The 24,840-nt window shown below is 33.2% G+C and carries 15 protein-coding genes and 1 pseudogene; 8 read left to right on the forward strand and 8 right to left on the reverse strand.

Annotated features, from left to right (window positions below):
• Nucleotides 1–1,344, forward strand: a 1,344-nt coding sequence (locus C7N65_RS12760) for an SdrD B-like domain-containing protein (RefSeq protein WP_234019082.1), incomplete at its 5' end; no start/stop codon positions are given.
• A 100-nt stretch (nucleotides 1,345–1,444) separates the two neighbouring features.
• Here C7N65_RS12760 and C7N65_RS10285 read toward each other — a convergent pair.
• The 3 genes from C7N65_RS10285 to C7N65_RS10295 all read right to left on the reverse strand — a co-directional run bounded on the left by C7N65_RS10285 (nucleotide 1,445) and on the right by C7N65_RS10295 (nucleotide 3,371).
• A complete protein-coding gene (locus tag C7N65_RS10285; protein WP_105994387.1) occupies nucleotides 1,445–1,945 on the reverse strand; it encodes a hypothetical protein in 501 nt (166 codons plus the stop codon).
• Between the two features lie 150 nt (nucleotides 1,946–2,095).
• Nucleotides 2,096–2,554 (reverse strand): hypothetical protein, encoded by a 459-nt coding sequence (locus tag C7N65_RS10290; RefSeq protein WP_105994388.1) that lies wholly within the window; start codon nucleotides 2,552–2,554, stop codon nucleotides 2,096–2,098.
• Nucleotides 2,538–3,371: a DUF3100 domain-containing protein gene (locus C7N65_RS10295; protein WP_105994389.1), complete on the reverse strand. Its 834-nt coding sequence runs from the start codon at nucleotides 3,369–3,371 to the stop codon at nucleotides 2,538–2,540. The genes C7N65_RS10290 and C7N65_RS10295 overlap by 17 nt, the downstream gene beginning before the upstream one ends.
• A 303-nt stretch (nucleotides 3,372–3,674) precedes the next feature.
• Here C7N65_RS10295 and C7N65_RS10300 point away from each other — a divergent pair, with 303 nt between their 5' ends.
• The 4 genes and pseudogenes from C7N65_RS10300 (at nucleotide 3,675) to C7N65_RS10315 (ending at nucleotide 13,433) form a co-directional block, all read left to right on the forward strand.
• Complete coding sequence (locus C7N65_RS10300; RefSeq protein WP_105994390.1) at nucleotides 3,675–4,550, forward strand: sigma-70 family RNA polymerase sigma factor; 876 nt, start codon at nucleotides 3,675–3,677, stop codon at nucleotides 4,548–4,550.
• Between the two features lie 372 nt (nucleotides 4,551–4,922).
• Nucleotides 4,923–6,812, forward strand: a complete 1,890-nt coding sequence (gene dptF, locus C7N65_RS10305; protein ID WP_158698118.1) for a DNA phosphorothioation-dependent restriction protein DptF — start codon at nucleotides 4,923–4,925, stop codon at nucleotides 6,810–6,812.
• A 300-nt stretch (nucleotides 6,813–7,112) separates the two neighbouring features.
• A pseudogene (gene dptG, locus C7N65_RS10310) lies at nucleotides 7,113–8,164 on the forward strand (DNA phosphorothioation-dependent restriction protein DptG).
• On the forward strand, nucleotides 8,145–13,433 hold the full coding sequence (locus C7N65_RS10315) for a helicase HerA domain-containing protein (protein ID WP_199790682.1): 5,289 nt from the start codon (nucleotides 8,145–8,147) through the stop codon (nucleotides 13,431–13,433). The pseudogene dptG and the gene C7N65_RS10315 overlap by 20 nt, the downstream one beginning before the upstream one ends.
• A 61-nt stretch (nucleotides 13,434–13,494) precedes the next feature.
• On the opposite strand, the gene C7N65_RS10320 is transcribed toward C7N65_RS10315, so the two are convergent.
• The 4 genes from C7N65_RS10320 to lpdA are packed head-to-tail and all read right to left on the reverse strand — an operon-like array spanning nucleotide 13,495 to nucleotide 18,158.
• A complete protein-coding gene (locus C7N65_RS10320; RefSeq protein WP_105994392.1) occupies nucleotides 13,495–14,751 on the reverse strand; it encodes a dihydrolipoamide acetyltransferase family protein in 1,257 nt (418 codons plus the stop codon).
• An 18-nt stretch (nucleotides 14,752–14,769) separates the two neighbouring features.
• The gene (locus C7N65_RS10325; RefSeq protein WP_105994393.1) at nucleotides 14,770–15,810 is read right to left on the reverse strand and encodes an alpha-ketoacid dehydrogenase subunit beta; all 1,041 of its coding nucleotides are present in this window, start codon (nucleotides 15,808–15,810) and stop codon (nucleotides 14,770–14,772) included.
• An 18-nt stretch (nucleotides 15,811–15,828) separates the two neighbouring features.
• The gene (locus C7N65_RS10330; RefSeq protein WP_105994394.1) at nucleotides 15,829–16,776 is read right to left on the reverse strand and encodes a thiamine pyrophosphate-dependent dehydrogenase E1 component subunit alpha; all 948 of its coding nucleotides are present in this window, start codon (nucleotides 16,774–16,776) and stop codon (nucleotides 15,829–15,831) included.
• A gap of 23 nt (nucleotides 16,777–16,799) precedes the next feature.
• Nucleotides 16,800–18,158, reverse strand: a complete 1,359-nt coding sequence (gene lpdA, locus C7N65_RS10335; protein WP_105994395.1) for a dihydrolipoyl dehydrogenase — start codon at nucleotides 18,156–18,158, stop codon at nucleotides 16,800–16,802.
• Between the two features lie 305 nt (nucleotides 18,159–18,463).
• Here lpdA and C7N65_RS10340 point away from each other — a divergent pair, with 305 nt between their 5' ends.
• The 3 genes from C7N65_RS10340 to C7N65_RS10350 all read left to right on the forward strand — a co-directional run bounded on the left by C7N65_RS10340 (nucleotide 18,464) and on the right by C7N65_RS10350 (nucleotide 22,003).
• Nucleotides 18,464–19,717 (forward strand): MrcB family domain-containing protein, encoded by a 1,254-nt coding sequence (locus C7N65_RS10340; RefSeq protein WP_158698119.1) that lies wholly within the window; start codon nucleotides 18,464–18,466, stop codon nucleotides 19,715–19,717.
• Between the two features lie 431 nt (nucleotides 19,718–20,148).
• Nucleotides 20,149–21,672, forward strand: a complete 1,524-nt coding sequence (locus C7N65_RS10345; RefSeq protein ID WP_415918798.1) for a DNA/RNA helicase domain-containing protein — start codon at nucleotides 20,149–20,151, stop codon at nucleotides 21,670–21,672.
• Nucleotides 21,665–22,003: a nucleotide pyrophosphohydrolase gene (locus C7N65_RS10350; RefSeq protein WP_105994398.1), complete on the forward strand. Its 339-nt coding sequence runs from the start codon at nucleotides 21,665–21,667 to the stop codon at nucleotides 22,001–22,003. Before C7N65_RS10345 ends, C7N65_RS10350 begins: the two co-directional genes overlap by 8 nt.
• A 56-nt stretch (nucleotides 22,004–22,059) precedes the next feature.
• Here the strand turns inward: C7N65_RS10350 and C7N65_RS10355 are convergent, their stop codons facing one another.
• Entirely contained in the window at nucleotides 22,060–23,352 is a 1,293-nt protein-coding gene (locus C7N65_RS10355) for a transposase (protein WP_105994399.1), read from the reverse strand.
• Nucleotides 23,353–24,840: the final 1,488 nt, after the last annotated feature.

Below are 24,840 nucleotides of genomic sequence, written 5' to 3' on the forward strand. Positions count from 1 at the left end.
TTCACAGCCCCAGAAGGCTACGAAGCAACTCAAACAAATGTTGGAGATCAAGCACTAGATTCAAACGGTGTTAAAACAACAGCGACAATCAATAACGCAGATAACAAAACAATCGACAGTGGCTTCTATAAACCTGCGGTTGAACCAACACCAGAACCGGCAACATACACAATCGGAGATAAAGTATGGGACGACAGCAATAAAGACGGTGTTCAAAACTCAAATGAAAAAGGCATTGAAGGCGTAAAAGTAACGTTGACAGATAAAGACGGCACAACAACAGAAACAACAACAGATGCAAACGGAAATTACAAATTCACAGGTCTATACAACGGAGAGTACACAGTAACATTTGAAACACCAGAAGGTTACGAAGGTACAAAAGTAAATGTTGGAGACAAAGCGCTAGATTCAGATGGATCAACAGTGAAAGTAGTAGTAGATAACGCAGACGACTTCACAATCGACAGTGGTTTCTACAAACCGACGGTTGAACCACAACCAGAACCAGCAACATACACAATCGGAGATAAAGTATGGGACGATAGTAATAAAGATGGTGTACAAAACTCAAATGAAAAAGGCATTGAAGGCGTAAAAGTAACGTTGACAGATAAAGCAGGCACAACAACAGAAACAACAACAGATGCAAACGGAAATTACAAATTCACAGGTCTATACAACGGAGAGTACACAGTAACATTTGAAACACCAGAAGGTTATGAAGGTACAAAAGTAAATGTTGGAGACAAAGCGTTAGATTCAGATGGATCAACAGTGAAAGTAGTAGTAGATAACGCAGACGACTTCACAATCGACAGCGGCTTCTATAAACCAGTGGTTGAACCAGAGAAACCGGAAATACCAGAAGAACCAAATACACCAGAACAACCAGAGAAACCAGAAGTACCGGAAGAACCAAATACACCAGAACAACCAGAGAAACCAGAAGTACCGGAAGAACCAAATACACCAGAACAACCAGAGAAACCAGAAGTACCGGAAGAACCAAATACACCGGAACAACCAGAGAAACCGGAAATACCGGAAGAACCGAATACACCGGAACAACCAGAACAACCTGAAGTACCGGTACAACCAAATACGCCAGAAGAACCAAGTGAACCAGTTAAATCTTCAGTAGACACACCAGCGGTGTCTAAAGATGCTGAACAACCTACAGCACCTGCTAAGGAACAACCAGCTAAAACACAAGAATCTAAAGAATTACCTGATACAGGTAACTCAACTGGTAATGCAACATTATTCGGCGGACTATTTGCGGCATTAGGTAGTGTGTTCTTATTTAATCGTCGTAAAAAAGACTCAAAAGAAAATAAATAATTTGTTATGACCTATGTATAGTAAATATCTCTCTAATTTTACTAATGCATAAGCAAAGCCTCCTTAGCGCACGTATGTGTCTGCATAAGGAGGCTTCTTTTTAATGTAAATTTAACTCATCCGTATAAAGTGTTTCTGAGGCTCTTGGCAGCCATGGTCTGCCAGACATGAATCCTGCATGTTTACCTTCAAATTCTGTGTTCATAAGCTCATCTATAGCCTGTCTTTGCCATTCTCTTTCTCTTTTAATACAAAATCTTTCGTGTTCACTCATTTCAAATTGGTAGAGCCATTCAGGAATGAATTTCTTCGGCTTTCTCTTTTTCGTTCCTGCATACTCATTGAGTTCAATCGTTATGGCTTTTTTCTCATAATAAAATGTGTCTTTCAAAAATATTAATTCAATGGGTGCTGCTTTTGGTAAAGGCAGCCCTAATTCTTTGTACTTTGCTAAAGCAAAACCTAAACAATCTTCAGCCGGCAGCATTTCAATCGGCGGCATTAATTCGTGTAAGGATTCTACATCAAAATCTACAAAGAAGTATTTTCCTTCAAGCTTTGGATCATTTTTATAATATATAGCGACATATGTGACTTTCATAAATAAGTACCTCTCTATCATTAGAATATTAGATGGTTTGTGTTTATAGAGAGTAAGCAGTTTGAATTAGTGGTGTAGTCATTATAAAAAACGAAAGCCGACGAGACAATCGACTTTCGTTTACATATAAGGTAAAATCATTGGTTTGTATTAGATAATGCCTTGCAGCTTCAAAACAATATGCGCAACTACTGCTGAGCCAACATAAGTTCCCATTAAAACAACCATTCCTACTACAATGGTCTTCCAGCCCAGTTTAGCAAAATCAGTCCAAGAGTTTCCGATAGAAATTCCAGCATAAGCAACGACAGGTGTAGCAAGTGCCATCAGTTCTACGTTATGTGTCCAACTGACAATGTAAGGTGCCGTCGGCACTCCAGGAATTGTTAAGATTAGTGCCAAAATCCCTATATAAGCAATGCTAGGAATATTAAGCGGGATTAATTGCTGAAGAATCATACCTATCAAAGCAATGCCCATCAATGCAAGTACTCCTGGTACAGCCTTTGCAGGCATAATGTTTTGACCAATCCAATTACTGATCACTGCGATAATTCCAACAACTACAAGCGTCAAAGACCAATTAATAATATTAGATGTGAGTTTCATGAGTATCCCTCTTTTCTGGTACGTTTCGTTTAATCTTTGCTTTGAGTTTCATAACGCCATTGTAATAACGGATCGTTAACGGTAATGCGATTAAGATACCCATGTATAATCCGGTTACTGATGTTAAAAGATTACTTACACCAGAAAAGGCTTTGATATCACTAGCATAAGTTGGAAACATTTCAATAATAGGACCTACTGCTGCTGCAGACATAACTCCACTGCCGACACCCGTTGCCATAGCATATGCCAGTGGGTGTAGCGGAAGAACAGAAGCGATAAGCCCTGAAAAGATACTGAAGAAAATAGCACCGAAAATTGTACCAAAGATGTACATAGACATGACACCGCGCCATTCAGGCGATTCAATGCCGAACTTCTCTGTGATCAAAGCCATGTTGGCTTCACGTCCAATTGAATGCGTCATACCAATTGATTCACGACGAAGTCCTAACATAATTGCTAAAGGCAAAGATAAGAAAATTGTTCCAAGGTTACCTAACTCCTGCAAAATCAAAGCAGGACCTGCCGCAATGATTTTCGGTAATGCAGGGCCAGCTTCTGTACCAAATTTCGCAATCAAAATGGCCACCGAAATAAATACCATAGGCTCAGAGTTCTTTGCCTGTTTCTTTTTGACTAAAGGAGTGAAATAAGCTAATAAACCTAAGACAACTCCATAAACTACAGGTAATAATAAAATTGATGTTACTCCAAGTGGAATATCGAACGGTCCGATGAGTTCACAAACAACAACAATGGCTAATACTAAAGTATGTAATCGCCAATCTTTCCAATAATGTTGTCTTTGATTCATAGTTATCTCCTCCTATTAAAATATATTCACAATAATCAGAATATTGCGTGAATGAACTCATTGTAACTCTATTGAGTAAGAAAGTGAAGAGGTTAAAGCATTTATTTTACTTATTTAGTAAAGGAAAATCAGTAGATTATGCCGTAAAATAAAATTGGATAATTAATAAGAGAAAGAGAGTTGATGAATTTCCAATAGCTGATTCAAATTCAAGGATGGAGTGTGATTTTCAAATGGGCGAATAATACTAAAATAGCAAAATAAAAACAGGTAATATAAAAAAATTGATAGAGAGAGACAACAATGAAAAATCATAAAGATATCACAACAACTACTAAGAAAAAACAATATTCCAAAGCTGATACCTATCATAACAATATGGAATATTTAGCAGAATTAAAAGATTGTACTGATGAAAAGAGAAAGGTATGTTTGACTGAAAAACTTATATACGTCAATCGCAAAAGTGTCTGTTATTTTGCAAGAAGGTTATTAAAACTTGCTAATGGAACGATAACGGATATAGACGATTTGATTTCAATAGGAAATATGGGAATCGTCTATACGATCGAGCGATTTGATATGGATAAAAAATATCAATTTTCTAGTTACTTATTCAGCAATATCAACTTCTTGATGCTTAAGGCAATTTCGGCCAATAGAACAACTATTAAACTTCCAGCCGAAAAGATGACGAAACTCAACAAGATGAGTACTATTATGGTTCGAAATCCATATCTACTCTCAAATGAGTTAGATCAATTGCTTATTGAACAAATGAGAATAAGTGAAAATGAATTAATGGAGCTGCGAGGGTATTATCATACTCATTTTAAAGGATTAATTTCTTTAGATGCAGAATACGAAAAAATTCAAGAAGAAGAGTGTATTGAACATGCCTTAGGCTTTCTAGATGTAGACTTAAGCCATTCAACTGAAACTACAGTCGTAAGTAAGATTCTGTATGAAGATGTAGAACGTATCGCTAAAGAGAATTTAACTGAATCAGAATGGAAATTATTAGAAAGATACTTTGGATTAAATGGATATGAAGCCACACCAACAGCACAAATATCTCGTGAAGAAGGTTGCTCCAAATCCTGTGGCAGCTATAGAAAGAAGAACGCTATGAGAAAATTAAAGAAAGCACTAAGACAAAAGGGATATTTTAGAAACTAACAGAATAATATAACAAACAAGAGCCATGTACTTTGTGTAAGAAACTACAGAAGTACATGGCTCTTGTGATTACAGAGGTTTAATTGTTAATAAGTAAATATTTGTAAGCCAAGATATTGGGAGATATAAATAACATAGCTTTGATTGAAAGTGGTAAATGTTTATTAGACAAAGAAAAGTTACTAAAAAATGTATTAAGGTTTAATTATTGAGTGAAAGGTTACATAGTCTACTAATTAGAAATAAAGGATAATAATATAGAGCACCTCATTACAGTAATATGCTTATAATCAACAATAATTTACTACTAAGATGTTGAAATATAGTTTAAAATAAAAGATAGAAATGCATATGTTTGAAGGAGAGAATGAATTGGTTGAATTAAAAGAACTAGAAAAAAATTTATTTTGGTCTTTAAGAAAAAATGGAATACATCTAAAAGCAACTAAAATTAGTAACGTCAATATAGCGGACTTCAATAAAGAAATTTTACAATTAAAAATGAAAAATAGCATTGATAATACAACTTTAGAAATAATGAGAAATATTAAAACAGGGATAGCAGATTTTAATAAATTTAATGACACTCACAGCATTCAAACTATCAAAAATCAGCTAGACAGATTGATAAAATATACTAATAATAAATCTAGTATAGCTAGTGATCGATTTAAAGAAATCATGAAACATCTAAGTGTTACTTCAAGAGAATCAATAGTAAACTCTCAGTCCTTTACAAAGTTTAATGAGTATATGCATATTGATAGACCAATAGGACAACGATTAATAAACACGATAAAAAAATTAAATGAAAAAGGATCAGGAATTGTTCTTTTAGTGGGTTCAGTAGGGGACGGTAAATCACACTTACTTGCACATTTAAATAAAAACCATCCTGAACTTTTGGACGGAACAACTGTTTATAATGATGCCACAGAGAGTGACAATCCTTATAGAACAGCTCAAGAGACACTCATTGAAATATTTAAGAAGTATAAGAATGAAGATGGAAAAATAATAATCGCTATAAATATAGGTATGCTACATAAATTAACAGAAAGTCTTTCTGAAATTTCTGATATATCTTATTTAGGAGAGATAATTGAAGAGACAAATATTTTTTCAGAAAGTACGTCTGATATAAATGAAAAGGATAACGAAGAAGTATCTATTGTCTCATTTTTAAGTGAAAAGCCTTTTGAAATAGACGAAAATGGAATCTATAGTGATTTTTACAATCAATTAATGGATAAGGTGTTTAAAAAAGAGCTAAACAACCCAATTTATGCTGCTTTTATTCAAGATGATGGCTTTAACAGATCTGAAAGTTTATATAAAAACTACAAATTAATGTTAAACAAAGAAGTGCAAAGCGCAGTAATTCACCTACTCATAAAGATCCAAATTGAAAATAAAAGAATTATCTCAACCAGAGCACTTTTTAACTTTATACACGATATTATAGTTCCTGATAACAATAAAGAAAATAATAACCTATTAATGAACTTATTGTTTGAAAGTGCGGACAGGTCCCCTTTATTAAAGTCTATAAGTAGCCAAGATCCAAGTAATATTCAGAATTATAAGATAGATAAACTTAATGTTGAATTATATAATGCTTTAGATTTTTATGGTAAATGTCAACATTTCTTTGGTGAGAAAGTATATAGCTTTATAGAAGAATATATCATGCTGATTGAAGGATTAAAGCATATAAGACGATTTAAAATGCTTATTAGGTTACATTACCTTTTTAATCATAAAGATTATGATAATCAGGAATATATTGAATTTCTGCAATTGCTAAGGGATGTGGAAACAAATAAAGCCTCACAAAAATCGATATTGTTAAAAATCCAAAAAGCTATATATCACTGGAATGGAAGCCCGCAAACAGGATTTATTTACAACGAAAACTTTGAATTTAACTCTAAGATGAGAATAGGATTAGAACTTAAATACAAGCATGAATATATCAAAGTTACTGATCATTATACGATTAAAGTTGGAATAAATGTTAATGGAAAAAGTATGGAAATAGTAATCGACTATAACCTGTACAAACTTCTATGCAAAATTGAAAAAGGATATGTTCTTAAATCCAAGGATAAAAAAGATGCAGTAGTTTTCTCAGAATTTGTAGAGAATATTTTGAATAACTTAGTTTCTAAAGAAAAAACAATTGTAAGTCTTGTAGAGAGTAATAAGAAATTTGAAGTGCAAAAAGGCTTCTTAGGATATGAAATTAAGGAGATAAGATAGATGGCAGAGTTAAGTGCACAATTAATAAACAAATTGAAGTTAAATGAAGGTAAACCTAGTTTCAAAAGAAATTTTGAACATAAAATTTTGCCCTTTTTTACAAGGAATCCAGAAAGGGCTAAATTTTCACAAGGGTTTGACCCGGTGATAGGTGCTTTATCAAGAATAAGTATTGGGTGGAATCCGATTTATTTAAAAGATGAATATACTATTGAAAATATTGCAGAAAACATTGACAGTGTTCAGTTGATTAATGGTGAAGAAATGGACGAAGAAGAAAAGATTCGATTTCTTTCAAATATGTTTGATCAGTCTTATATAAAAGCTTTTAACCACCCTTATCTGCTCAATTATTATGCTGTGAGTGAAAACAATGAAAAAAAGGGTGAAATCGATATTGCAAAATTCTTATGTCGAATCTTTGACTTAAATAACCATAATGAATGGAAACAATTTATTAATGATCGGTCAACTTCTAATTTGGTTGAAGATTTATTAATAGATTCTCTAGGTGAAATGAATAGTACAGAGGTGGATAATAACTTTGTCGTAATTTCTGGAGATATTCTTAGAGAAAGGTTTGAAGATTTGTCTTATTTATTGAAACATAAGGATTTTGCTATAAAAAATATGAGCTTGTTTTTTGCATTTTATTATTTCCAGTTTTTAATGCAAACAGTGCTAAAAGTTGATCGACTTAACATTAATGATGATCGCGTTTTTGAGTTATATTACACATTAGACTCAGAAAAAATAACAAGTACAAGAATAACTAATAAAAGTGGCTTTAATTTATTGAAAAAAACATACAAAAATATTCAAGCTAATGACAACTTAATAGGATATTTGAACGAACTGATTGAAAGTAATGAATTTCACTCAATACAAGATATTAAAAATATGGAAGATAATCGTAAAGAAGATCTAAATGCTGAGTTTAAAGAGTTTCTAGACAAATATAAGGTTTCTACTGATAGAAATGAAATCTTACCTTCTGATTTAGAAAGTAAAATTTCAATGTTTAGGGATTGGCTAGTCAAAGATCTTCCGAGTGAAACAGTATCTCGTTTTCCTAAACCGATTGAAGAGATAGGTGACTTATATTTCTTGAAACGTAGAGGGCAACTAGGGAAAGTACTGACACTTAGAAAAGAATTGATTATTTTGTTAACAGCATTAATAGTTAAAGATAAAAAATGATTATAAGAGATGTATTTGTTGAATTTGAGAAACGTGGAGTATTTTTAGATAGATATTCTAAAGAAGAAATTGTTGAGTTATATGAAAGAATGAATATTTTAGATAAGAAAAGTGACAGCGGGGAGGCTAAGTATGTCAAGCCAATACTATAATTTTTTAAGTGGTAAGCTCGTAGAATTTTTAGAACACAGTACCCTTAATGAAGGTGATAGGTATTATTTAATTTTAAATAGCGAGAAAGAAATTGAAAAATTGCAAAATGCAATCATCAATTCTGAGTCGAACAAAATAAAAACATTTAAAAGTGAAGAGTTTCAATTTACAACTGAAAGTATAGATGTTCAAGGGTTAAATGCGATTTTTGTATTTGCCAAACAAGGTGTGAAAAATGATTTCTTAGTAACTATTCGTAATAAAGTGTCTTTACAAGAGAACGAATGGGAAAACTCAATAGTAATATTTGTGATAAACGAGGATCTCGATAGTATAACAGGGGGTGCATTTGATTTAGCTAAACAAGGTGCGCCCTTCCATACACGTACGTTGCGTAATAATTTAAAAAAGCAAGTTGAAAACACACAAAACAATCTAAAAGATCACGAAAAAATAATTATGAACTTTGTAATAGAAAATACCTTCGATGATGAATTGGTTAAATATACACTGATGGATTTTGAAGCGGTTTTCAGTATTATAGAACAAGGATCTATCAATAAAGAAAACTATCATCAACTAGGGCTTTTTGAAGATAAACAAATAGATACATTTGCCGATAAAGAGATACAAACACGACTAGAAACTAATAAAACATTATTTGACGATGTTAATTATTATCATGATCGAGGAAACCCAAGAGAAAGTTTAGAGGAGAACTTTGATCGAGACAGTGTCGTGAATGAACTTGCCAAAGACGACTGGTACGAAATGGATTTTGAAACTGTAAAAAACAGTAAAGAGGCAATGGACAAATTAAAAAAAGTTGATATGGATTATCTTGAAGAAGACTTTTTAAAACAATTTAAAAATATAGAAGTATGGGATAAACCAAAAGGAAAAACCAGAGTACAAAGACGAGAACGTAGTATAATCATCTTTAGAAAAAACAGCGCAATAGAGAGAATAAAGCTTCCATTTTCTAATAATATTAAAATAGATACTAATTCAATCATTAAACGTGGACAAAAACTCTTCAATCTTACGAATAACTCTAAAATAGAGATCGAAATGAAAGGTAACAAAAATAATATTATAATAAACACTGCGAACTTTAATGATAACGATGATTACTACCTGGAATTTAGCTATAAACATAAAAATAACACGTCCTTAACTTTTAAATTCAGAATACTTATCGTTAACTTTGAAAGCCATTTAATTGAAAAGCTAAGAACTAACTATACGTTAAAATATGATACAAAAACTAAAATGGTAGAAGTATCAGTAAAAGATGTAGAAAATGAACTAGTATTAAATGATTCAGAATTTAAAGAAGCTGTTGTAAAAGAAAACGGTCAGGCATTTAATATTGAATATAATAACGTATTTAAATTTAATGAACTGATTTCAGAAGATGAAAATAACATTTATATTCAACTATTAATTAATAATGTCTTCTATAAGGTGAAGTTGAATGAGGTTACACAAAAGCCGGTTCCTGTTTCAGGAAGCTTTTTGATGAAGGAATTATATAATAAAAAAATCTCAATGGAAAATGAAAAAGGAAAAGTAATTCAAGGTAATAGTGAATACTATCCTTTTGCTGCTTTTAAAAAGATACTGAACATTGAAGAAGAAATGATCAACAATGGTTTTATGTATGGAATACTAACTAGCGAAAGCTTTTATGGTGAGAGGTTGGATTTAAAGCCTGAACTTATAGAAGCGTATGATAATTTAGTTGAGGAGATAAAAAAGAGAAACTCATTGCCTAGCTTAGTGTATTTGGATAACGAATTATTGGAAAGCGCTGAAAAATATTGTTCTTTATTTGAAAATGAGTTAGATGAATTAAGAGATAATGAAAAGATTGTTGATATTCAAACTCAAAACATTCATAAAGTTGGCATGATTAAGGGAAATGACTTGTTATACTTAACCCCATTACATCCATTGATTCTTAGATATGAAATTCAAAAATCTAAAGCTATTCAAGACAACAAGTTACCTGAAAAAATTATAAAAAAATATAATCCAGCGGGGTTATTACCGTATTTTGTCGATGAAGAACATTATTATTTCTCAAATAATGAAGACGACTATCCTAGAGGTATCATTTATAAACAATATACTTCGAAAAGTAAAACAAATGCTGAAAAAATGAGTTTAATTATCAAGTCTAGATTAAATGATTTTAAGACACACTTCGAATATCTGTTTAACATAAGTGATGAATTCGCATTGAATACTAGGTTTATTGATGTAGATGACTATAAGATGATATTAAAAGGTGTATGTGAATATATCTTTAATGAATTCTCTAATAGCCAGTATATAAGCCTTATTAATCCGATAAATGTATTTATTGATAATACATCAGAAAATAGATATAAGGATACTAACCGCAACAACGACATATTATTTGAAGAATTTTACAACATCAGTAATTATAAAGAATTAGTTGAAATGCTTGGAATCAAAGTACCGAGCAAAGTTAGAAATAATAATGAGGAAGAAGATGTTATAAAAGCATTAAAGGACAAGGTGAACATCTTCTTTAATCAAAATGATAATTTATTCCATATAACATTCCTGAATTTTTATCAAAAGCCACAGTTTAGTATAAATGATTTTAATAAGTTGAACAGTTCTATTGCTAATAATGGATTGTTATCGGATCTGACGTATACAGAATTGGGAAATAGCTTTGTATCAGGTTTTGGTGTTAATGGCCTTACTTCACATAGCACGCTAGTAAATAGTGCAAAACTTTGGAACAGCTTTGTATCTAACAATCAGAATAAACGATTGAATCCATTTAAGAGAAATGAAGTTATAGCAAATAATGTTATTAGTTTATCAGAGCAAAATTTACAACCAATATTTGATACATCAAACTGGGTTACCTTTATAGATCCTTCAGTAGATTTATCTTATTTTAATGATAGTGAACATGAACTATATGTTATTCATTACAATGATCAAACTTCATCGTTTAATTATGAGTCAATTACTGTTACTAACAACACATCACAATATGAGAATGTATTGAAAGAATTTTTAGCTAAGGTTAATGTTGATTTTCATCCTGAGAATATGGAGTCTATTATTCGTTCGTTTAATATTTTAAACGGCGAATGGTTATTATCTATTATAGGTACTCGAAATAGCCGCAGTCATAATGTTGATAATAAGGTAAGGGAAAAATTAAGCATAATTGCTGCTTATAAAACACTATTATCGCTACTGGATAAAAGTTCAATTACATGGATACCGGTCTCTTTAGAAGAAATCATCAGAGTAAGTAGACAACAAGGGTTAGACGCGAGTACTGATATTTTTTCAGCAAAAGAGTTAAAACATAAAGGATCGATTTCTGATGACTTGTTATTTATTGGCTTTGAGATCAATGAAGAAAATGAAGGTGTATTTTATTTACTGCCAGCTGAAGTGAAAGTAGGACAAAATGATTCTTCAGTTATGACTAAGGCATCAATTCAAGTGTCAGAGTTATACAAGGTGTTAAATAAACAACTAATAAATGAAGATGAATTATCATTCACAAGAGATTATTATAGACTCTTTTTCGCAAATATATATTTTGGAAATTTGAAGAAGTTTATAGATAACGGCGTTATTCAAGATGAAAATAAGATTGAAATGCTACAACATAAAACAGATGTGTTAAATAATAAAATTCACTTCAGTAATACCTTTAACCATACAATTGCCAAAGGCGCAGCGGTATACTTTACTGATGGTAATAGCTTTAGAAAAGTATTAAAGCAACCGAATAGTAATATCTTAGAATTGCATCTAACTGAAAGGGATGCATATATCGATGCTGAAAAAGGATATGAAGTCCTAAAAGAAGAAATCCAGGGTGGTAAAAGAGGTATTTCATTAAACTTATTAGAAGAAAATACTGACTATAATAGAATGGAAAATGAGGATATAGAAGTCAGAGAAGAGAATGAATCACAATATCAAATAGATGATAGTGAGTCTGAATTAAAGACGATTAATCAAGAGACAGGAGATCCATCAGAAGATGTTAATGGAACTATCAAAAATGATTCTATGAATGATACTTTTATTCCTGATCAAGAGAATCATGAAGAACTTGAAAATAGCGAACAAATTAATAAAGTTGATGGGAAAAGAATTTTATTAGGTAATATTCACGGCAGTACTGAAAAATCTTATTGGGAATACGGAGATAAAGGTTTACCTAATAGACATCTGTTAATTAGCGGCAAATCAGGCCAAGGAAAGACATATTTTATGCAATGCCTTTTATATGAAATGTCCAAAAATAAAATTGACAGTCTTGTTGTAGATTATACTGATGGTTTCTTGGTTCCGCAATTAGAGGATGAGTTTGTTGAAAAATTACAAGATCATCTTAAGCCTAAATATATTTATAAAGATAAATTACCAATAAACCCATTCAAACGTAATACTATTGATCTAGGCGGTTTAGTTATCGAGGAAACAAATGATGATATTGCTGATAGGGTAGTTCAAATTGTCGATTTTGTATTTAGTTTAGGTATTCAACAAAGCAGTTTACTAAAAGAGCATATCAGAAGTGGTTTAGATATTTTTGATGAAGATCTTACTTTTGGAATAATTAAACAAAGACTATTAGAAGATGAAAGTAACCATGCTTTGACATTGCATGGCAGAATAAGCAATTTGTTAAATAAAGATCCATTTGCTTATAAAGACAATGCATTCAGCTGGAAAGATATATTTAATTTCAATGGAGATGTAAATATTTTTCAGTTGAAAGGATATAGTCCAGAAATCCAAAAAATTATCACAGAATTCTTATTATGGGACTTGTATAATTTTACCGAAAGAGAAGGAAACAAAAACTATCCAATACCAGTATTACTGGATGAGATGCAAAATCTAAATCACAAAACTTCTTCGCCAACTACAAAAATTCTTAAAGAAGGACGTAAATTTGGCTGGTCATCTTGGTTAGCAACCCAATCTATTAGTTCTATTAAAAATGCTGGGGGAGAAACTGATGCATTATATAATGCGGCATTACAAATTCATTTCGCTCCACCAGAAGACCAAATAGTTAGTGTGAGTAAGACGATGGCAACTGATAAAAATACTAGGCAACGTATTGAAGAACAACTGGCTTCTCTAAATAAAGGACAGTGTTTAATTAATGGCTATGCTTTAATTAATAATGAATTAAAGAAAGTTAATGAAGTGGTCGACATTACGCCTCTTGAAGAAAGATAAATAAAAAAGCAAAATGAAACAGGGATGCGATCTTACATGATACGCATCCCTGTTTTGCAATTTATAAGATTAATAAATATGGATTTTCAATATATTTAGCTAAAACTTTTAAGAATTCAGCAGCATCTGCGCCATCTAGCAACTGATGATCGAATGTTAAACTGAAAGGCAGACGCTGTATTTGTCTGACGTTTCCGTCTTGAATAACGACTTCAGATTGCATTGAACCGACTCCGAGAATACCCGCTTCTCCAACATTCAATATTGGTGTAAAGTACTCTATCTCGCTTGCTCCCATATTGGTAATAGTGAATGTGGAACCTGATAATGCAATATCATCTGTTTCGCCATTTCTCACTTTATTAGCTAATGATTTAATTTCATTTGCTAGTGCACCGATACTTTTACCATCTGCGTTTTCGATAACTGGGACCATGAGTCCGTCTTCTAATGAAGTAGCAATGCCTAGATGCACTTCGTCAAATTCCTTAAGTTCACCATTTTCGTATCTGACATTGATCTTTTGATACTCTTGAAGGGCGAGTACAACAGCCTTAGCCAACAATGCAGTGACTGATAGTTTTACTTCTTGTCCAGCGTCTTCTAACTCTTTTGATAGTTTTTCTTTAAATGATAATAAAGCATCTGCAGTTACTTTTCGATGTAACGTAAGTTGTGCCGTTTGGTCTAAGCTTTGACGCATATTTTGAGCAATGCGTTTACGCATAGGATTCAAACCTTCTCCAATCGAAGCAGAAGAAGCGGATGCAACGGCTGCAGATTCAGTTTGTTCAGCTTTTTTATCTAAACCATTTTCAAGTACACGCTGAACATCAAGTTTTGTAATTCTTCCATTTCCGCCTGTTCCTTTAATACGTGTGATGTCTAAGTCGTTTTTATCTGCCATATTGCGAGCAAGAGGGGAGATGAAAATTCTATCGCCTTGATTATGAGTAAGTTGTTCATCTGCTTTAGATGATTGAACTTCTTTTTTATTCTTCTGTTTGTCATCAGACGCTTCTTCTGTCTTTTCTGCCTCTGCCTTTTGATCTGTATCAAGTGAATCTTCAACAGTTTCACCTTCTTCGCCGATCACGCCGATAGGTGTTTTAACTTTTACATCTTCGCCGGCTTGAGCAGTGATTTTTAATATTGTACCGTCAGCAGGCGCTTCGATGTCTTGTGTCAGTTTTTCTGAACTGATCGAGGCTACGATATCACCTTTGCTGACAACATCGCCTTCTTGTACATGCCATTCTTCAATTGTGCCTTCTTTCATAGTCATTCCAAGTTTTGGCATCATAATATTTGTGCTCATCTATTCCACCCCCTTGGCTTAAGATTTTACTTGTTTTAAGTCTTCAATAAGTTCACTTGCTACATCTAACACTTTATCAACACTAGGAATATAAGCTTGTTCAAGGTTTTGTGCGAAAGGTACTGGTGTATCAGGTGCAGTAACCTTTTTAATAGGTCCGTCTAAGTAGTCAAAGCCGATATCTCCAATGACTGAAGCGACATCTCCTGCAATGTTGCACTGAGGATTTGATTCATCGATTACAATTAAGCGTCCAGTTTTCTTAACAGAGTCTAAAACTGTTTCTTCATCCCATGGAGAAATGGAGCGCAAGTCGATTACCTCAGCTGAAACATTATCTTTAGATAATTGTTCTGCAGTTTCTAAAGCAGTTTGAACCATTTTACCAATAGCAACAATTGTTAAATCTTCACCTTCTTGAACTACGTTAGCTTTACCAATTTCTACAGTATATTCTTCTTCAGGTACTTCGCCTTTCATGCTGAGTAAAGTTTTGTCTTCAGAAAAGACAACTAAATTATCATCTTGGATTGCTGCTGATAATAAACCTTTAGCATCATAAGGATTGGAAGGTACTACAACTTTAACACCTGGTATACTAGCAAAAATGTTATAAAGTGTTTGAGAGTGTTGTGCTGCAGCACCAGCGCCAGCTCCATGAACTGTTCGAAGTACCATAGGGACTTTCGCTTTTCCTCCAAACATATAACGCATTTTTGCGCCTTGGTTTAAAATCGGATCTAAGCCGAATCCGATAAAATCATTGAACATTAATTCAGCAATTGGTCGTAAACCAGTAGCAGCAGCACCGACTGCTGAACTCAGTGTGATATGTTCTGCGATAGGTGTATCAATGACACGATTTCTTCCATATTTTTTCACAAGACCTTTAGTTACACCGAAAACACCGCCGAATGAGTCATCGTCTTGCAAGTGGTCAACATCTGCACCGCCAGCAACATCAGTACCGATTAAAATAACATTTTCGTCTTGCTGCATTGCAGAATCAATGGCTTCATTAATGGCAGTCATAAATGTAATTTCACGTTTTTCACTCATTGTTAGTCCCCCTTTAACTTAAGCAAATACATCTTTGTATAATGAATCTAAATCAGGTAATTCACTGTTTTCACCAAACTCGACAGCGTCTTGTACTGCTTTCTTGGCTGCCTCTTCAATTTCATCTGCTTCATCTTCAGTTAATAAGTCGTTTTCAATCGCATATTTACGGAATTCTTCCGTCGGATTACGATCAGCATTGCGATCATCTTTGGATTTAACCTTTTGCTCATCACCTTCGAAGTGCCCGAATTTACGATATGTGTCACATTCGATAAGCGTAGGGCCATCACCATTTTTAGCACGTTCGACTGCTTCTTTAGCAGCTTCATAAACTTCTACAACGTTCATACCGTCTACATAGACACCTGGCATATTATAAGCACTTGCACGTTCAGCAATTGTTTCTGAAGCACTTGCGTATTTATGTGTTGTACCTTCACCGAATTGGTTATTTTCACAAACGAATATCACAGGTAAGTTTAAAATAGACGCAAAGTTTAATCCTTCGTGGAAGTTGCCTTCATTGGCAGCACCATCACCGAAGAAACAGACTGCCACATTGTTTTTACCTTGATTCCGAAGTGAGATACCAGCGCCAGTAGCTAAACCAAATCCGCCGCTTACGATACCATTTGCGCCGAGCATACCTTTATCAATTTCGGCTACGTGCATGGATCCGCCTTTACCGTGACCTAAGCCGTCTCTTTTCCCCATAATTTCAGCCATCATACCATTTAAATCGCATCCTTTTGCGATAGCATGTCCATGACCACGGTGTGTACTTGTAATATAATCATCATCTTCTAACAATGACATGACTCCAGTAGCAACACCTTCTTCACCTACGTATAAGTGAACGAAACCAGGGATTTCACCTTTACCAAAGATTTCATGTACCGTTTCTTCAAAGTTTCTAATTTCATTCATTGTCTTATAAATCCAGCGTGCTTTTTCTTTATCCATAACTAATTCCCCCTTATAGAAAATTACTGCTTATGAATTGCTTTCTTTAAGTAGTCATCTGCAGCTTCCCCCATAACTTCAAGCAGGGAAGGGTGCGGCTGAATCACTTGAGATAATTCTTCAATCGTTCCTTCCGAGACTTTGACACCTAGCAGCTCTCCGATTAATTCAGTAGCATTCGGACCTGTAATAAAACCACCTAGAATCTCACCATATCGAGTATCAATCACTAGTTGAATAAAACCGTCAGTTTCACCTTCAATCATTGATTTGGCATTACTTTGAAACGGTGCTTCAACAGTTTTAACTTTATAACCTTGTGCCTCTGCTTGTGATTGAGAAAGACCAACAGATGCAGCTTCAACGCGTGTGTAAATGCATCGAGGTATCATTTCTTTATTCACAGGGGTAGGTTTTAGACCAGCTATTGCTTCAACGGCTGTGATGCCTTCAATACTTGCAGCATGTGCAAGTTGATAACTATCGATCAAGTCGCCTACAGCATAAAGGTGTGGAATACTTGTTTGATAAGTCTCATCCACTTCTATAAAGGAGCCCTTATTACTTTGTTTTAAATTCAGGTTTTCAGCAACTTGAAGGTTAGGCTTTCGACCAGTTGCTACTAAGAGAGTGTCAAAATTTACAGAGTCTTGATGCTCTAATTCAATTTGGCTTTGAGTAACTTTACTAATATTGCATTGCGTTAATACATTAATACCTTGGGATTCTAAATGTGCTTTTAAAATAGAACGGATTTCATCAGTTTCAGTAAGTAAAATATCATCAGCAATTTCAATGATTGAGACTTCGACACCAAGGTCTGCCATTGAGGATGCAATTTCAGTTGCGATCACACCGCCACCGATGACAGCTAATGATTTAGGAAGTGATTGCATGTTAAAAATAGTGTCGGTAGTATGATATTTCACTTTATCTAAGCCGAAAATAGGAGGAACAAAAGGAGTACTGCCAGTCGCAAGAATAATATCTTTGGCCTGGAGCTTTTGGTCATCTACGTGAATAGTAAGGCCATCATGCACAATTGCTTCACCTTTAATAAGGTCAACTTCGTTTGATTTAAGCAGATGTTCAACACCGCCTGTTAGTTGTGAAATTACTTTCTTTGACCTAGAAGATAACTTTGAATAATCGATGTCTAATTTTCCTGTGTTAATACCCCAAGAGTTAGAAAGGTGAATGTTATGAACTTTCTTACCATATTCTAAAAGTAATTTAGATGGAATACAGCCTACGTTTAAACAAGTTCCCCCGTAATATTGCTTTTCAACGATTGCTGTTTTTAATCCCAATTGTGATGCACGTATAGCTGAAACATAACCGCCAGGACCAGCACCAATGATCACTAAATCATATTGCTTCAAATTATCGCCCCCTTTACAACAAATGAATAGAAAAAACAAACTAAAAATGTAAGCGCTTACTTAGCTTAAGTTTATTCTACTTAATGTATTCGCAATATTCAAATAATTTACATTGGAAACAAAAAATGATTTTTAATGTTGAGGTAAGTATGTGTTAGTAAATTCATTTATCTTTAGTATATACATTAATTTAATATGAAATTATTGCTATAATGGCATAAATAATAGTAGTCAAATAAATTTGTGTTGCGTAAGTATGAAGATTTGAAACAGAAACAATAATTTATCATACAGGTGGGATGAACATGAAAGAAATGATTAAAAAAGCGTTGAAATTAAAGAAGGAAATTTTAGATAGATCAATTAGTTCAAAAAAACAATGGGACAAAGGAGAGAAATATAAAAATCTGGTTGATAAACAATTAACAGAATATATAAAGAAGAATTTTAATATTGAAGACAAAAAGATCGGTGGTAGTGTTGGTGCAGGCAATTACAGTAATGTTCCTTGGGTTGCAATTTTTAATCCTGAAATAAGTACTACAACACAAGAAGGTTATTATCTCGTCTATTTATTCCATCCTGAAGGTAAAGGGGTTTATCTTGTTTTAGAACAAGGGTGGAAAGCGATAAACAAGATATATAACAAAAAAGCAAAAGAGAATGCACTTGTGTTATCTAAAGAAATGCTGAAATATGTTGAGGATAACGATTATAAGAAAGGGAGATTTTATTATAGTAAAAATGGAGATAGCACATATGACATTGCAAAAGGTCTTCCATCAGGCTATGCACTTACATCAATTGTCTATAAATATTATGCGTTTGATGAATTAGATAATGAAGAGCTACATAGAGACTTAAATAATTTTATTGATATTTATGATGATCTAGCTAAGAAAGTTACAAGAGAATTTTATGACTCAATGCTTCACGGATTAAATGAAAAAGCAGATGAACAAAAGATAAAACAAATAAGAGAAAAAAACAAAAATACGACTTTAGCTATGGTTGATCCTCCTACAACAACAAAATACAGTAAAAAGAAAAAGGTGAGTGCCAAGAAAGTTAAAGATAGTGAAATAGAAGAAGCTAACAGAGAACAAAAATTAACGGGTGATATCGGGGAAGAACTAGCATACAAGTACTTTAAACAATTGATAGAAGATAAAGTTAAAGATGAAGAGAAAAAACAAGAGTTTTATAAACTTATAGATACTTCAATGGGTAAGAATCATGGTGCTGGTTACGATATGGAAGCATTTGATCCATTTGATATGAAAAATCCAACAAAGAAATATATAGAGGTTAAAACAACTAAGTCAAAAGATAAAACTGAGCCTTATTATATATCTCTGAATGAATTATTCTCTATTTACGAAAACCCAGGTGACTATCTTATATTACGCATTTACGATATAGAAGGCGATCAACCACAGGCTTTCATTGTAGATCCTTATAAAAATCATAGTGAATTTAAAGATGTTCAAGATATGATAAGTAAAGTGTTTGACGCAGAGGCGATACAATATAAAATCTTCCGAACATACGATGAGTAAATGTTTCCACTTATTTTATAATAAAGCATATCACTTACTTTTATTGAAAATCAATGAGTGAAAATGATATATTCCATGTTTGTAATTGTACAAGTAAAGGTTTATAACCATTGTATTCCTCATCATCGACAACTATAATTATCTTAAATACCATTGTAGTAAATCATTACTACAATAATTACACGGTGCGATAGGTGATTAACATGAATAGGAAGCGGAAACCTATAGTAAGGAACATAAGGTATTCGATGCGTGATTTGAATGATTCTGTGAATATGTGGCGACATTCTGATGATGAGAAGTATCTGTTGAGTTACCCAACTGTCTATATTATCAATAGTCAGGAGAAAAAAGATGGTTTTAAGGTATATGTAGGGGAGACGTCTGATATAAGAGGACGTACCTCGACTCATATTAATACGGATGCGAGAATGAAAGTATATTGGCAAGACTTTTCATTATCGTTAACTTCAAATATGTATGTGATCGGTCATTATTATTTCAATAAGTCTCTAACGTTGGATATAGAGAATAGACTAATGCAATATTTATCGAGTGTCCAAAGTATCGAAAAAATCTTTAATAGTAGAACGAATCAGCAGAATGAGTATTATACTTCTGATCAATTAGATACGATTTTTACAGATATTTGGAAAGAGCTTAACAAAGAGAATGATATCCTGTTTCCAGTTGAAAGTATTATTAGAGATTCAGCGATATTCAAAGCTTCTCCATTCCATAAATTGACGCGAGAACAAAATATAGCGAAAGAAATGATTATAGGGAAGATTAAAGTAGCGTTACATAATCATTTAGAAGAACAGTTAGTGTTGGTAGAAGGTGAAGCGGGGTCTGGCAAAACAGTATTAATGAGCAGTTTGTTTTTTGATTTGAAGCGTGATGCTTTAGAAGAAAATGACAATCAACCTTTGAATGTTTACTTGCTTGTAAATCATGATGAACAATTAAAGGTCTATCAAGAAATCGCTAAGAAGTTAGGACTTTATGACGAGAAAGATAAAAAACAAGCTATTGTAAATAAGCCTACGAGTTTTATTAATCAACGCAGCCCAGAAGATAAGGTTGATGTTGTAATCGTGGATGAGGCGCATTTACTATGGACACAAGGCAAGCAATCTTATCGCGGTAAGAACCAGCTCAATGATTTGATTGAACGTGCTAAGGTTGTTGTTGCGGTATTTGATAGAAACCAAATCTTAAGTACTGAACAAGTGATAGAAGCAGATCAGTTAGAAAAAATGATCAAGGAAACTAAATCAAATAGTAATCACATACAGCTTAATAATCAAATGCGTATCAATAGTAATGAAGACACTGTCAATTGGATTCGTAGTCTTATAGATAAACAAAGCATAAATAATATACCTGAAGATGAAAAGTATGACATTAAAGTATTTGATCAACCTATACAATTAGAACAAGCAATACGAAATAAAGCTCGATCTCAAGAATCTGGTATTTCACGCTTGCTTGCGACTTATGATTGGAAGTATAGCAGCAACAAGCCTGAGGACTCGGATTATTGGCGTGTAAGTATTGGTGAATGGAGTATGCCTTGGAATAGTCAACTTAAAGTCCAAAGACGAGAAAAATATTTATCTTGGCCTGAGCAAAGTCAAACTATCGATGAAGTGGGTTCAACATTTACCATACAAGGTTTTGATTTAAATTATGCAGGTGTGATTATTGGTCCGTCTGTGAAATTCAGAAATGGTAAAATTATTTTTGATGGTTCAGAGAGTTATAATAAAAAAGCAACTAGAAATAGAACGCTCTCAGATAACACTAAAGCTAAATTCACAGAAGAATTGCTTAAGAATGAATTAAACGTCTTATTAACACGCGGCGTTAATGGCTTATATATTTACGCAGTTGACGAAGCCCTGCAAAACGAACTTAAACGTGCCGCAAACGGAGGTATAGATCATGAATAATACAGAACAACTGATTCAAGAAATTAATGATTTTCGCAATGCGCGTAATTGGCGCCCTTTTCATAATGAAAAGGATTTAGCAATTTCATTATCACTAGAAGCTTCTGAGCTTTTAGAACTGTATCAGTGGAAACAACCTGAAGAGGTCAATGATGCAAAACGTGAGCGCATAGCAGAAGAACTCGCAGATGTTCTCATTTACAGTTATATGATTGCGGATAACCTGGATATGGATATTGATGACATTATCAGACAAAAACTGAAGAAGAATGCGATCAAGTATCCTGTTGAGAAAAGCAAAGACTCAAATAAAAAATATAATGAATTATAGAAGTGTGGACTGCTCGAAATTTCAACGAGCAGTCCTTTGATTTTTAATTTAATTTGTTAGTCTCTAACTGCAAGTTTCAGTGTTTTAAAGAACATTTCTTGTTCTAAATACATCATGTGGCAGTTAATAGCTGTTTCAGCAGATTCAATACTTGCATAGACCATCGGGCATTCGTTCTTACGCTTGATTTCATTGTTTATTTTTTGCGCATTGTTGCTTGTAAGGGTGTAGTTTTGATTAGGTCTTAAAGGTAATGACAGATAAGTGAAACAATCCTCAAAGTAACGATTTAATAGCGCGATGCCTGATTGATATTGCGGTTGACCGTCGGTCAACTGAATCAGTTCTTCTTTCAATTGGACATTGATATTGTAATCCGTTCTGTGATGGTATAGTGCAGTGACCAGTTTATGTGCCCGTTTAGATACATCGGGCAGATTCGGGTCTATAGGCTGATCTGTATTCAATTGCTTATCAAATTCATTTTTGATCGCAGTACGCATTGCTATCGAGCAGATTTGATATTTCATCTTCGGATAGTAAGTTTGTGCAGCTGCTTTTAAATCATCAGATACACCGCCTGAAAGCAATAGGGGTTCATTCAACCCTCTATCAAACAGTTCTTTAAACAGAGACTTCCATACCTTTGCTTCTGTTTCGAATGAGAGACGTGTAGTTAAGATGCTTTGTCGGCCGTTCTTATCGATACCTGTGATTGTATATAAATTAGCAAAATCGATTTCGTCACCTTTAAACACAGGGACTTTAAGCATGTCAGCATGCAAGAAGTAGTAGTGCGATTCAGAATATGAACGGCAGCGCCAAGGGGCAACAACTTTATTCAAATGGTCTTTCATTACTTGGACAGCATCTTTAGTAACCGATGCACCCCAGAAGTTGAATATCGCATCATGTGCTTTGTTTAAAGTAAGGCCATTGATGTGATTATCAAGCAAGTACGTCAGCATCACCGCATGCGGCAATTCATAATTGTGCATGATTTCTGGATCGAATACAGTATAAAGGTGTTCTGGTACCTTGATATCTAATTGACCGATTTTAGTATAATATGCGGACTTAAACGAAGCATTCTTAAGCTTTGTGACATTTATAACTTCTGAATCAAGCTTTTGGATAATATCAAAAGGGTATTCTTTTTGCAGATATGTGAGCATTATTTTAAGACATTTCTTATCCTGCAATTCTAAATTACTGTTGTCTATTGCATTTGTTAATGCAGTGAATTGATGGTAGGGATGATCATATAAACAATTCGCATTTAGAAATTCATCTAGTTTGTCTTTGTCTTCTACGAAGTCATAATCTAAAAAATGATAATTAAAATTCATAATAAACACCCCGAGGCAAGTTTTTTTCTGTTACGTTTAATGAATTACATAATAATTTATTGAGAAGGTGCTGCTCAAAAAGCAGTGATATAAGTAGAATGATACTAGAAAGCTCTAGTAAAAGTAAGTATTTAAGCGGCTGCAAATAACAGAAGTTATGTTTGCGGATACGCTTTATAAAATGTTTAAAATCTTTAATCATAAATCAGCACTCCTTTCTTTGGTGTGTAGAGTGTGTCATTACTGACACACTTTTTGTATTATTTTTGAGCACTGTTATTAGTCATCTTAGCTATGAATACAAAGGTGTATGACTCACAAGAGAAAAGAAGATTGTTAAAGAGGAGTTTTTAGCTTCCCTCATGAGATATTCGAATTATAGAATGATTTTTGAAGCTTGTAAATACTTTTTTGAAGAAAAAATTAAAATAGTTTGACAATTCTAAGTGGTAAACATTGAATGAACCCTTTAAACATAAGGTAAGTACATTGTTTGAACTTTTGAAGAAAAATTACGCGTGAAAGCTTCTGAAACTTCGAAATTATACAACGAAATATGTTCCATAATTTTGTTTTTTAGTACATATTGTAAGCAATAAGTGTAAATATTTTGTTAATGAGACAAAAGCGTTATTAAACTCGATACAAAAATTAAAATATTAGATTGACAAAAGAATTGCGGTAATGCTAAGATTTTAGCATGCAGTTTCGAAAGAAACTACATATCCACTACTAGTATTAAGTTTTTCTTAATGCTAGACATTCTATTCTGAGGGTCTGATCACAAGGCATCTGCTTTGTGATTGGGCCTTTTTGTTTTGTCTATGAATATAATAAAAGCCGCCCAAGCAGGGCGGCAGCCAGAAAGATAGGCCTACTGTATAAGGACTTAAGAGCGAGACAAATTGACAGCAGCAGGTGAATTTTCTGGTTTATTGAAATAGGATTACAGGATTAACTAACGCATATGTTAGTACCTCGCTCTTAAGATAAGCAAAATTATATATTAACTTTTGAAGCATGTAAAGAAATTTTATCAAAAGGATGTACTAAAATTTTTCTAATTATATTTTTATAAAAATGTGGTGAACAACGAATAAGTTATCTTTCTAACAAAAGTAACTGCGTTACTAATTTAGTAACAAAATACTGAAAAAAGTCTTTTGAAAGCTGATGTAAAGCGATTTTATAAATATATCGATTGTGCTTATTTCTTAAACTTGAGCGCCTAGAAATTGCGGTGGAATGTAATGTTTTTAATAAAACCTATAAAAATTTTAAGATTTTTGTTGACTATCAAAAAAAGAGGTGTTAATATTTATCCATGCACAAGCCCAGTGCTTGCAAAATAGAATCTCAAACAAAGATTAAAGTTGGTGTTTGTAAGGCCAACATATCCCAACTTATGTTTGCATACACAGAAGGTTAGGGCTTGTGCAAGATTGAATCATCAAACAAGAAAATAGTAACTAACTTCATGAGGTTTGA

It is taken from the genome of Staphylococcus simulans (assembly GCF_002994445.1).
Lineage (GTDB): Bacteria > Bacillota > Bacilli > Staphylococcales > Staphylococcaceae > Staphylococcus > Staphylococcus simulans_B.

What these genes read in the sequence shown, in the direction of transcription:
- C7N65_RS10285 (WP_105994387.1), bottom strand. Translation starts at nt 1,945, where the DNA reads ATGAAAGTCACATATGTCGCTATATATTATAAAAATGATCCAAAGCTT.
- C7N65_RS10290 (WP_105994388.1), bottom strand. Translation starts at nt 2,554, where the DNA reads ATGAAACTCACATCTAATATTATTAATTGGTCTTTGACGCTTGTAGTT.
- C7N65_RS10295 (WP_105994389.1), bottom strand. Translation starts at nt 3,371, where the DNA reads ATGAATCAAAGACAACATTATTGGAAAGATTGGCGATTACATACTTTA.
- C7N65_RS10300 (WP_105994390.1), top strand. Translation starts at nt 3,675, where the DNA reads ATGAAAAATCATAAAGATATCACAACAACTACTAAGAAAAAACAATAT.
- C7N65_RS10315 (WP_199790682.1), top strand. Translation starts at nt 8,145, where the DNA reads ATGTCAAGCCAATACTATAATTTTTTAAGTGGTAAGCTCGTAGAATTT.
- C7N65_RS10320 (WP_105994392.1), bottom strand. Translation starts at nt 14,751, where the DNA reads ATGAGCACAAATATTATGATGCCAAAACTTGGAATGACTATGAAAGAA.
- C7N65_RS10325 (WP_105994393.1), bottom strand. Translation starts at nt 15,810, where the DNA reads ATGAGTGAAAAACGTGAAATTACATTTATGACTGCCATTAATGAAGCC.
- C7N65_RS10330 (WP_105994394.1), bottom strand. Translation starts at nt 16,776, where the DNA reads ATGGATAAAGAAAAAGCACGCTGGATTTATAAGACAATGAATGAAATT.
- C7N65_RS10340 (WP_158698119.1), top strand. Translation starts at nt 18,464, where the DNA reads ATGAAAGAAATGATTAAAAAAGCGTTGAAATTAAAGAAGGAAATTTTA.
- C7N65_RS10345 (WP_415918798.1), top strand. Translation starts at nt 20,149, where the DNA reads ATGAAAGTATATTGGCAAGACTTTTCATTATCGTTAACTTCAAATATG.
- C7N65_RS10350 (WP_105994398.1), top strand. Translation starts at nt 21,665, where the DNA reads ATGAATAATACAGAACAACTGATTCAAGAAATTAATGATTTTCGCAAT.
- C7N65_RS10355 (WP_105994399.1), bottom strand. Translation starts at nt 23,352, where the DNA reads ATGAATTTTAATTATCATTTTTTAGATTATGACTTCGTAGAAGACAAA.